The sequence below is a fragment of the Mesorhizobium sp. M7A.F.Ca.CA.001.10.2.1 genome (assembly GCF_003998575.1).
Lineage (GTDB): Bacteria > Pseudomonadota > Alphaproteobacteria > Rhizobiales > Rhizobiaceae > Mesorhizobium.
Genome location: NZ_RZQY01000565.1, coordinates 1 through 4,082 on the forward strand (window position 1 = coordinate 1; position 4,082 = coordinate 4,082).

General features: G+C 64.3%; 5 protein-coding genes and 1 pseudogene. 3 read left to right on the forward strand and 3 right to left on the reverse strand.

What is annotated here, in order from left to right; translation table 11 throughout:
* Both EN964_RS27315 and EN964_RS27320 read left to right on the forward strand, forming a co-directional pair.
* Positions 1–397: DUF1348 family protein (locus EN964_RS27315; RefSeq protein ID WP_127276973.1), on the forward strand; the 397-nt coding region annotated here is incomplete at its 5' end.
* Positions 398–421: 24 nt separating this feature from the next.
* Complete coding sequence (locus EN964_RS27320; protein WP_127270827.1) at positions 422–1,054, forward strand: pyridoxamine 5'-phosphate oxidase family protein; 633 nt, start codon at positions 422–424, stop codon at positions 1,052–1,054.
* On the opposite strand, the gene EN964_RS27325 is transcribed toward EN964_RS27320, so the two are convergent.
* From EN964_RS27325 to ftsE, 3 genes are all read right to left on the reverse strand, one after another.
* The gene (locus EN964_RS27325; RefSeq protein ID WP_127270825.1) at positions 1,055–1,780 is read right to left on the reverse strand and encodes a YdcF family protein; all 726 of its coding nucleotides are present in this window, start codon (positions 1,778–1,780) and stop codon (positions 1,055–1,057) included. It abuts the gene before it with no gap.
* Between the two features lie 132 nt (positions 1,781–1,912).
* Positions 1,913–2,908, reverse strand: a complete 996-nt coding sequence (locus EN964_RS27330; RefSeq protein ID WP_027038121.1) for an ABC transporter permease — start codon at positions 2,906–2,908, stop codon at positions 1,913–1,915.
* A complete protein-coding gene (gene ftsE / locus EN964_RS27335) occupies positions 2,901–3,560 on the reverse strand; it encodes a cell division ATP-binding protein FtsE (protein WP_127276975.1) in 660 nt (219 codons plus the stop codon). Before ftsE ends, EN964_RS27330 begins: the two co-directional genes overlap by 8 nt.
* Positions 3,561–3,752: 192 nt before the next feature.
* On the opposite strand from ftsE, the pseudogene EN964_RS27340 reads away from it, so the two are divergent.
* Positions 3,753–4,082, forward strand: a pseudogene (locus EN964_RS27340) (hypothetical protein); the annotation flags it as partial.

Below are 4,082 nucleotides of genomic sequence, written 5' to 3' on the forward strand. Positions count from 1 at the left end.
TGCCTGGAATTCACGCGATCCGGCGCGGGTTGCGCTCGCCTATACCAAGGACAGCCGCTGGCGCAACCGCGCCGAATTCCTGCAAGGCCGCGACGCCATCCAGGCCTTCCTGACGCGCAAATGGAGTCGCGAGCTCGACTACCGGCTGATCAAGGAGGTCTGGGCCTTCCACGGCAACCGCATCGCCGTGCGTTTCGCTTACGAATGGCGCGACGACAGCGGTTCATGGTTCCGCAGCTACGGCAACGAGAACTGGGAATTCGATGAACACGGGCTGATGCGCCTGCGCATCGCCAGCATCAACGACCTGCCGATCGGCGAGTCCGATCGTAAGTATCACTGGCCGCTCGGCCGGCGGCCGGACGACCACCCGACACTGTCGGAGCTCGGACTTTAGCATCTTGCCGCAAGGAGGCTTTCGATGAACGCGCATGCTTTCACCAGCGACGTCGCCTTCACGCCGACCGTCAAGGCAATCCAGACCCGCAAGGGCTCACGTCAGTCCTATGCCCGCGTCGAGGAGCGTGGCGGCTGGCAGGCCGGCATCACCCCGGACCTTGCCGCCTTCATCGAAATGCAGACCAGCGTCTTTCTGTCGACCGCCAATGGCGAGGGGCAGCCCTATGTCCAGCATCGCGGCGGGCCGGCCGGCTTCCTCAAGGTGCTGGATGAACATACGATCGGCTTCGCGGATTTTTCCGGCAACCGGCAGTTCATCACGCAGGGCAATCTGGCCGACAATCCAAGGGCGTTCCTGTTCCTGATCGACTATATGCACCGCCAGCGCATCAAGATCTGGGGCACGGCGCGGGTCGTCGAGAGTGACGCCGAGCTGATGGCGAAACTGATGCCGCAAGACTACAGAGCGCGCCCCGAGCAGGTCATCCTGTTCACGGTCTCGGCCTGGGATGCCAATTGCCCGCAGCACATCCCGCAACGGTTCGAGGCAGCCGACGTGGCGGCGGCACTCGGCGAGCGGGACAAGCGTATCGAACGTCTTGAGCAGGAGATCGCACGGCTCAGGGGAAATTCGGGCACGGCCGCAGGGGAATGATCAGCCGCCGGCTGCGGTTTCGGCCAGTGCGATGCCGTTGGGCGTCGGCTTGACCGGCACGATGCCGCGCGCCAGCGCCAGCAAATACTTGTTGTATTCGGTGAACAGCACGCGCAATGCCCGCGGCTTGGTCAGCCAGCCGCCATTGTCGAGGTTGGAATTGACCACCGGATAGGGCTCGAGCTTGGCGCCATGCAGCAGCCTGCCCATTTCCAGCAGGCTGCGGGGCATATGATAATTGTTGGTGACAAGGATCACCGTGCCATAGGCGTGGCTCTCGACCCATTTGGCGCTTTCCTCCGCATTGCCGATCGTATCGAGCGCGGCGCGGTCGATGTCGACGCAGCAGGAGAACAGTTTCTTGTCGCCGCCGGTCGCCGCCTGCAACTGGCGGCGGCTGGCCGAAGGATGGACGCCGCTGATCAGCAGCCGCTCGCCCTTGCCGGACGCCAGCAGATCCATCGCCGCATCGAGGCGGGACTGGCCGCCGGTCAGCACGATGATCGCGTCCGCCTTGGCCGGATTGGCAGGCGTGGTCAGGTGACTGACCTTATTGGCGAACCAGCCGAAGCCGCCGGCAAACAATGTTGCGAGGATGAGGACAGAGAGAGCGGACAGGCGCAACGCGGCTCTTAGACGGCTCACAGTGGAGCGGCCATGCGAACGGGCAACCACCACTGGCATCTGCCCAGCCGTACCGGTCGAATCCCGCGCGTCCATCGCCATATGGTTAATCCTGAAATGCGGCTTTGGGTAGGTAAAAGACGCACTTTGCGTTACGTGAATTCTCCATCCGTGATCACCCTGTCCTATCTATGTCGTTGTCCCAAAACCGGTTCCACTTTTGGGCGACATGAATTAGCCTGCATCCGGCTGGCGGACATCGATGTCGCTGAGATAGGCAACGACGGTGGCGTGGGACGTGGCAGCCGTCAGTCCGCCGATCACCAGCACCATCAACACGACACCGAGATAGCCTGCCGAACCGATGGCGAAATTGCCGAACAGGGCGGTCGCCTGGTCGGCCTGCGGCGTCGCCATATTGCGCGACGACCACCAGGAAAAGACGATGAAGACGAGCACTGCCGCGGCACCGCCGGCCGCCGCTCCCTTCATGCCGGTGACCAGGAAATGCCGGCGGAATTCGCGCGCGATGAAGCGTGCTTCGGCGCCGACGAAATGCAGCACTTCGATGATGTGACCGTTGCCGGCCATGGCGCCGCGCGTCGCGAACACCACGGTCAGCACGGTCGCCGACAGCATCAATGCCAGCACGGCAATGCCGATGGTCACCGTGGTGCGGGCCATCGCTACCAGCCGGTCGACCCAGGTGCGGTGATCATCGAGCGATGCGCTCGGCAGTTTCGGCGTGATCGCGGCGCGCATGGCAGCGAAATCGGGCGGGCTGTTCTCGTCGATGGTGACGATGATCAGGCGCGGCACGGGTAATTCATCGATGTTGAGCCCCGAGCCCAGCCAGGGCTCAAGGAGCCTCGCGGTCGCCTCGCGGTCGATGATCCGGGTCGTCTTGACGCCAGGGAATTCCCCGGCGATCTGGGAGGCCTGGGTAAGGGCTGCTTCCATGTCGAGGCCGTCGACCGGCTTGATCTGGATGGTCGCCTCGCGCGAAATCTGGTTCTCCCAGACGGACGCTGTGTCGCGCACCAGCGTCACTGCGCCGAAAGTCAGGCAGGACAGGAAGGTCATGATGGCGATCACCAGGACCAGTGCCCGGCCAGCGATGTTCTGCGCCGGCACGATCGGCGCCATCCTGCGCTGGGCGCGGGGCTTTGCCTCGGTCGCCTCGGCGTCCTGCTCCCGTTCCACAAAATGTTCGGCGGACAGTTCAGTCATAGATGTCCAGCCTTCCGCCGGCCAGGATCATGCGGCGCGCGTCGACCTGTTCCATCAGGCCAAGGTCGTGGGTGGCGATCACCACCGCGGTGCCGAGCCGGTTGAGCTCGATGAACAGCCGCAGCAGGCGTCGCGCCAGAGGCGGATCGACATTGCCGGTTGGTTCGTCGGCGAGCAGGATTTCCGGCTGCTCGATCAGCGCCCGCGCGACCGCCGCGCGCTGCTTCTCGCCGCCGGACAGAACCGGCGGCAGCACGTGCATGCGCTCGCCCAGCCCGACCCACTTCAACAGTTCGGTGACATCGGTGCGGTAGCTCGCCTCCTCGCGCCCGCGCACGCGCAGCGGCAGCGCGACGTTCTCGTAGGTGGTCATGTGGTCGAGCAGGCGAAAATCCTGGAACACCACGCCGATGCGGCGGCGCAGATGCGGCAATTCGGTGCGCGAGATGCGCGAACGGTCCTTGCCAAAGATGGTGATCAGCCCGCGCGTCGGCTTCAGCGACATGAACAGCAGGCGCAGCAAGGTCGTCTTGCCGGCGCCCGAAGGCCCGCTGAGGAACTGGAAGGAGCGCTCCGGGATGTGCAGGGAGATGTCGCGGAGGATTTCCGGACCCATGCCATAGCGGAGGCCGACATTTTCGAAACGAATCAATTTCGACGACCTGAATTTCGGCACGGCGGCGAGCCGGCCTGTTCTGGGTAAAGACCATCGGCCGGCATGGTTAACCGGCGGTTAATTTCTGGGCTCTTTCGGCTCGTCACGAGGGCTCCGGTGGGGAAGCGTTAACCATTTGTGTTTACGCAAAAGAAACGAAAAGCGAACACGTGCTGCAATGCTGGGGCCATGATGGCTGACGATCGAACCGCGCGCCCGGTTTCCGGCGAAATCATGACCGATCCGGCGGCAATTGCCGCAGCGGACCGGTTCATGCGTGGTTCGGCCGCCGACATCGTCGATGCCGACTACGTGGTGATGCCGCGCCTTGCGCCTGCCGTGGAGAGCGTTTCGCCGCTGCCGCGCGCGATCGTCATGCCACCCGTCGCGGGCATGGACATGCTGCGCAAGCCCGAGGCCCCGCCGGAGCGGCTACCAGCCTCGCGCGGCGGGCCGATCTTCTGGGTCGCTGGTATCGGCGCTGCCTTGGCCGCGTTCTGGGTCTCCGGCGGGCACGCG

Bases quoted from the DNA above. Each gene is read 5' to 3' on its own strand.
- EN964_RS27320 (WP_127270827.1), top strand. From the start codon at position 422: ATGAACGCGCATGCTTTCACCAGCGACGTCGCCTTCACGCCGACCGTC.
- EN964_RS27325 (WP_127270825.1), bottom strand. From the start codon at position 1,780: ATGGCGATGGACGCGCGGGATTCGACCGGTACGGCTGGGCAGATGCCA.
- EN964_RS27330 (WP_027038121.1), bottom strand. From the start codon at position 2,908: ATGACTGAACTGTCCGCCGAACATTTTGTGGAACGGGAGCAGGACGCC.